We start from the raw sequence: 6,555 nt of genomic DNA, 5'->3' as shown, positions 1-6,555 counted from the left end.
GACCTGTTTCGAGAAATATGCTGTAAAGATTGACCTTATGTTGTTTGAGCAGTGATCAGGCGGTTATTGGTGCTACATGCACGAGAACCGCGCTGATGTTGTCAAGCCCGCCGCTGTCGAGCGCCGTGGTCACGAGCCGATCGCAGATCTCTGCCGAGGAGAGGCCGGGTAGAGAGAGGATTTCTAAGAGCTGGGCTTCAGGAACAACCTCCCATAACCCATCGGAGCAGAGCAGCAAGCGATCGTCGACCTGGAGGCCAAGCTTGAAGCAATCGACGTCAACGGTGGCTTTGCTGCCAAGTCCCCGGTAGAGCTGCCGACGCTCGGGATGACGTTGGGCTTCTTCTGGCGTGATGACGCTGGTCTCAACCATGCGTGCGGCCAGCGAGTGGTCGCGCGTGATCTGCAGCAGTCCCTCGCGCTCTCGATAACGATAGGCCCGGCTGTTGCCTACGTTGGCGATATAGGCTGTGAGCTCGACTATGAGGGCCACCGTCAGCGTTGTGACTATATATGCGCATGCTTCTATGCTACGCAGATAGACGGCCTGGTTCGCGCGCCTGATGCCTTCGACGAGCAACTTCGGCAGTTGTTCCTCGCTCAGGGGGCGAGAGCCTGCCAGGCCCAGAAGGACGAAATGCAGGAGGGTCTGGATAGCCAGGTTGCTTGCTTCTAAATCGTAGGCGCGATCGCCCAGTCCCAGGCCGTCGGCCACCACGAAGAGGCCGATGGGAAGCAAGCGTTCATTGCAAATACAGCTTCCTTGCAGGGCGATTAAGCGATCCCCGTTGGGGCCAAGGCGACGACCCTCGCCCTGGTGCCAGGCTGTGCCGATTTCCAGGCGCAGGGGCAAATCGCGCTGCCAACGGCGCAAAGGGGATCTGCCGCGCCCAGACAGTTGTCTTTTCACCAACCCCGGGAGAGCCTGCAGGTGTGCCAACAGAGGCGTCTCGTACTCCGACGGCAGCTGCTCTTTCATAGTCAGCGTCTACGCCTCCTCGCTCATGTGAGCGCTTGCCCCTGCTAGCCCACCACCTGGACGTAGAGGGTATACATCAGTTGCATGGCCTGCTCTTCGCCTACCTGACCAGCGAGTCGCTGCTGGTAGCGTCCAAGATGATCCATGCGTCGCCGGATGAACTCATGGCGGGCGGTCCCTAGAGCCAGGCCGTAAAGACCGCGCTGCATGGCCTCTAGTTCTCTCTCGATCTGCGATCGCAGCCGTGCAACCTCGCTCTCGCACATGGGCTGTCTTCCTCCCTCGTTAACCTGCGCCAGGCGCGCAGAAGAACACAAGGACAGACGAGGATCTCACTGACACTGGGCAGTATACCGATCGGTAGTTTTCCCTACCTCCTCACTATCTTCCTGGGAGGGGGTTGCTCCTCCGCCTTTCTTGTGGAGAAGGCGCAGGCCAGTGGGAAGCGGGCGCTATGGGGGCCTGCTGAGGTCCCCATCTGTAGGAGTAGATGGCTCGACTTCTCTCGACAGGCGTCTCAGAATCGCAAGATGTATACCTTGCAATGAGGCGATACAGGCCCTTGAGTTGCTTGATTCGTGTCCCAGGCTTCTGCTCCCGGTCAGATGAGTAAGGGGTCACAGCCGCCACGGGAGCTGGTTTGAGTAGAAGATTCGAGCTGGTCCTGTCTTATACCAGTCTTATGTAAAGCGTGATGTGCTCATTGGTCCTTGCTGGCCGTCGGCTGGTCATTGGCTGGCGCGCGAGCCAGTGCTGTTGTTGGGGATTGCGCTGGGGGAAGCTCGCTGAGGCGTTTGTGTTGATCTCAAACCAGGATCAAGCAGTGATCTTCGCCACCAGGCTGTCAATGAGTGGGGAACTGTTTGCCGGCGCGCTACCAGCAGGATTCTTGCACAGTGGGCGCTAGCGTTGTCAGGTGAAGAGCATGAGAGAGGGGCGCTATCCTTTTGACCCGCTCCTGCTGCCAGCTTGCGCATAATTGGGTATAAGGTATAATGAGGGAGTTAATCACAGCGTCCCGGTAGGCTCCCTTTGCGCAGCTCAGCCTATCCCTAATCTCCAGCACCGTGCAGTTCAGAGACAGGTAGGAACCACCTTCAGGGGATCATCACATGAGCACAAAAGTGACCTACCATCAACAAATCAGCTTCTGCGGCAAGCCGCGCTGTCGCAAATGTAACACGGGCATTGGACATGGCCCCTACTGGTATGCCTACAAGACGGTGAATGGCCGCACGACGCGCACCTATATTGGGAAGACCTTACCTCCCGATGTCCAGCCTGAGCAGATCCAGACCTGGATCGCCGGGCGGCCCGCCCAGGACGATGATCCCGCCGTGCTCCGCGTCTCGATGCTAGGTCGCTTTGAGCTTGAGCGCCGGGTGGGACGTAACTGGCAGACGGTCGAAGATGTCCGCTGGAACCATCAGCGTCCGCGCCAGCTCTTTGCTCTTTTGCTCCTTAGCCCGGGGCGCAAGCTTGGCCGCGAGCAGATTATGGAAGCGCTCTGGCCAAATCTTGATCCTGAGACCGCCGCGGCCCGGCTTGATCGAACGGTGCATTCGCTGCGCCGCATTTTGGAGCCTTCGCTTCCACGTGCTTCAACCTCGCATCTGCTGCGCACTGAGCATGAGGGGCTGATTCTGGCTGATCAGCATGAGATTTGGGTGGATAGCGATGCGTTTGAGCTGTTGCTGGCACAGGCCCATGAGGAGCAGCGCATGGCCTCTGAGCGGGAGCATCTGCTTGAGGAGGCGGTGGCTCTTTATGCAAATGATCTGCTGCCGGAGATGTCTGATGTGCCGTGGGTGGTGACGCGACGCGATATGCTGCGCCGGCATTGGATGGGTGCACTGCTGGAGCTGGCTGATCTGCGTCTGGCCCGCGAGGCCTATGCGGCGGTGATCGAGCCGATGGACCGTTTGCTGGCCGCCGATGATACGAATGAGGCCGCGGTGCAGCGCCTGATTATTGCTTTGACGGCCCGGGGGCGGCGGGCTGAGGCTATGCGCGTCTACCATCGCCTGGTCGAGGCGCTACGGCGGGCCCATGATATCGAGCCGTTGGCTGAGACGCGCCGGCTCTATGAGGAGGTGCGCCGCGGCTCGGTGGGCGTCAAGGGGCTGCCCTCAGTGCCTCTGACATCGTTGCTGGATGTGGAGAGCCGCAGCCAGGAGGGGCGCGACGGGCGCTCACAGGTGCAGGTTGGGCGCCAGCATCAGAGTCCGCTGGTGGGTCGCGAGGAGGAGCTGGAGACGTTGCGTACGGTGATGCATACCTGCGAGCAGCAGCGCCGCGTGCGTCTGGGCAATCGTCGGCGAGCCTTGATTTCTCCTTTCGATCAGCCGCGCCAACCGCAGTGCGTCTTGCTGGCCGGCGAGGCGGGGATCGGTAAGACGCGCCTGGCAGAGGAGGTGGGACGAGAGGCGCAGCAGCGCGGTTGGGCCATCGCCTGGAGCCGGGTTTATGCTCAGGAGAGCAGCGTTCCTTACCGGCCCTGGACGGAGGTGTTGCGCAATGCTCAGAGTCGCGGCTTCTGGCAGATCCAGGAGATTAGTCATCGTCCCCTGCTCTATCAGCCTTTGAGTATTCTTCTCCCCGAGCTGAATGCTTTGCCCCATGTTGAGTTTGCCAGCCCCCTGTCGCCCGAGGATGAACAGCGCCGATTGTGGGAGGCTACCCTGGACCTGCTGACGATGATCAGCGAGCGCACTCCCCTGCTGATCGTGCTGGATGACATGCACTGGGCCGATCCCAGTAGCTGCGAGCTACTGGCCTACCTGGTGCGCCATTTGCAGCAGCGAGCCATTATGATCACTGCTACTTATCGCGATACGGAGCTACCGGAGGAGCATCCGCTGCGGACGTTGCTGCCCCATCTGCAACGCGAGCAGGTGGCGCTGCGCCTGGAAATTGCGCCGTTGAGCGAGGAGCAGATCGCCTCGCTGGTGGCCCATCTGCCGGAGCCACTGGTGCATTATATTCAGAAGCAGGCGGGAGGTAACCCGTTCTTCGCCGAGGAGCTGGCGCGGACGCTGGCCAGTACAGGCCCGCAGGTGGTGCAGCAGCTCGTGTCAGAGGCGGCCAACGGCGGGCAGAAGCAGGAGCTCGGGCGGGCTCTGCCGCTGCCGGAGACGATTGCGGCGGTGCTCGATCTGCGTTTGCGCCGCCTGAGTTCGGCCTGCCAGCGTTTGTTGAGCAATGCCTCGGTGTTGGAGGGGGCTTTCGAGTTTGGGGAGGTGTTGCAGCTAGAGCAATTGGGTGGCAGCAATATTGATGAAGCCACATTACTCGATCTATTGGAGGAGGCGCTGCGCGAGGGTGTCCTTGTCGAGGAAGGCGCCGGTACGCGCATCAGTTACCATTTCTGGCACCCGCTGCTCGGCCTGCACCTCTACCAGCGATTGTCGGGAGCGCGGCGGACGAGCCTGCACCGGCGGGCCGCCCTGGTGCTGACGCAAAAGTATGCGGGACGCGAGGCGGAAGGCGCGGCGACGATTACGCAGCATTTGGTGAAGGGCGGAGGCGAGGCGGCGATGATCAGGCACTACGCGGAGCTGGCGGGGGATCACGCTTACGCGCTGTCGTCCTATGGGGAGGCCGAGTATTATTATCGCCTGGCGATCCAGTATTTGCAGGCGTCGCAGGGGCGTCCGCTGGCCGCCTGGAGCCAGGAGGAGCGCCTGCACCTGGCGGACCTGTACGAGCTGCTGGCCTATTCGCTGCGGGTGCAGGGCAAGTCGGAGGAGGCCCGCCATTTCTACGAGCGCCTGCTGGAGGTGCGCAATTATGGGCGCCAGCCGGCCAGCCCGGAGGAGGCCCTCTACGAGGCCCAGTATCAGGCGATGATCTGGGTCGAGATCGGCTGGACCTGGTACAACCAGGGAGACAATGAACAAGCTAGACACTCCTGTAAGCATAGCGAGCATGTTCTAGAGAAGGCGGGGATTGTAAGAAGCGCTGCATGGGCAAGTATTAGAAGATTGCGTAGCTACATTGATTGGCAGGATGGCAACTATGAAAAGGCATTAGAGGAGGCCAGAGCGGCTTTAACCATTTTTGAAGATATCCTGGAAAGTCCAGCACCGGGAGGCTCGCTTAGCCCAAGGACAACTCATGTCAGCTCGATTTTGGCTGGCGACCCAATTGATCTAGCCCGTACCCATCGTTTAATCGGCTCGATTGCGAACAGCGTAGGCAAGACAGATGAGGCGCTAGTTCATCTTAATTTAGCTCTTGCCAGATTCGAGCAACTGAACTGCCAAAGGGATATAGCAGCAGTATGCTGTAACATTGGACATGCCCATCTAAGCCGAGCCAGCTATGGGCAGGCCCAGACCTTCTTCCGCTATGCGCTTTCAATCGCAGAAAAATATAACGATAGTCCACTGTTGCTGGTAATATATGGCAATTTAGGCATCTTGTCCGCAAGGACTGGCGTACTGGCCGAGTCAGAAGCCTGGCTTAGACGGTGCATCGCCCTGGCAGAGGTGTTAAACGATCATATTTATATGAGTATATGCCAAACATATCTAGCAAATACACTTAGAGATAAAGGAGATTTCCAGGAAGCTAGGAAATATATATTAAGAGCCATCAATATAGCTAGACATATAAATAATAAACCTTGTATTGGATATGCCTTAATTTCTCTCGGTAGCCTCTACTTATTTCAGAGCAAGAGTATTATCAATAGTAAAACCTATTATTCCACAAAAGCAACATTGAAAGACAATAATCAAGCAAAATTACTTTTGAAAGCCAAATCCGCACTTTTAAGAGGTCTCAAAATTGAAGAGCTAGAGAGAGAGGTACGTATCGAAGGACTGTTAGCACTGGCAGAAACATGCCTTCAGCTCGGGCAGGTAGATGCAGCCCATAAACAAGCTGTCTATCTGATGGAGCAGTTCATATCGAGTCACTCGGGACAAGAGCAAGCAAAGACGCAACGTCTCATGGGAGAGATCCTAGCTCTCAGGGAAAACTATAGAGAGGCTGCACCAATGTTTGAGCAAGCCCTTGCCCTGTTCTCCTCTTTAGGAATGTATCTGGAATATGCTCGTACCGCTTGCCGCTATGGCCAAGTCCTCCTCTCAAAAAACAAAGCTAGCAGCCGTGATTACAAGTTGGGTCTCAACTACATGCAGGATGCTCATCGGATCTTTAGAGAGTGTCAGGCCAACCTTGAGGTCCAAGTGGCAGAGCGTTTCCTCCATCAATACAGGATAAAGGCAAAAGCCCCTCAATCCTGATCAGCTCCAGTGCCACCTCGCTCAGACGGAAGTGACCAGAGTAAAGGTCAGTTTGACAATCACCCTCTAATGCTTTATCGCGTTTATACATCCATCAGTTTTGATATGTCCCTCTAGGGGGCGGCGGTTATTTGTCCTGATACACAGGTGAAGAATCCTGGGTGCTGTCAGCGGTTCATCGATTACTATAAAAGTAAGCTAAAGCCAGAATGGGGATGAGGCTGGAGCAAAGCTCCGGATCACAAGCAGCACCCCATGCGCAAAGCCGTAAGAGTCAAGCTCGCTCTATCCAGCGGAGGTGAACATCTACCGAAAACCATGTGC

Annotated in this window: 3 protein-coding genes; 1 reads left to right on the top strand and 2 read right to left on the bottom strand. The window is 57.4% G+C overall.

Annotation, left to right across the window (positions count from 1 at the left end; translation table 11 throughout):
• Positions 1-55: 55 nt before the first annotated feature.
• Positions 56-979, bottom strand: a complete 924-nt coding sequence (locus BGC09_RS12480; protein ID WP_069804319.1) for a PP2C family protein-serine/threonine phosphatase — start codon at positions 977-979, stop codon at positions 56-58.
• Between the two features lie 44 nt (positions 980-1,023).
• Positions 1,024-1,245, bottom strand: coding sequence for a hypothetical protein (locus tag BGC09_RS12475; protein WP_052887876.1), 222 nt, complete (start codon positions 1,243-1,245; stop codon positions 1,024-1,026).
• A gap of 846 nt (positions 1,246-2,091) precedes the next feature.
• On the opposite strand from BGC09_RS12475, the gene BGC09_RS12470 reads away from it, so the two are divergent.
• The gene (locus BGC09_RS12470) at positions 2,092-6,231 is read left to right on the top strand and encodes a DUF6788 family protein (protein WP_069804318.1); all 4,140 of its coding nucleotides are present in this window, start codon (positions 2,092-2,094) and stop codon (positions 6,229-6,231) included.
• Positions 6,232-6,555 lie beyond the last annotated feature (324 nt).

Source organism: Thermogemmatispora onikobensis, assembly GCF_001748285.1.
Lineage (GTDB): Bacteria > Chloroflexota > Ktedonobacteria > Ktedonobacterales > Ktedonobacteraceae > Thermogemmatispora > Thermogemmatispora onikobensis.
This window is presented reverse-complemented; position numbering and strand designations above follow the sequence as displayed.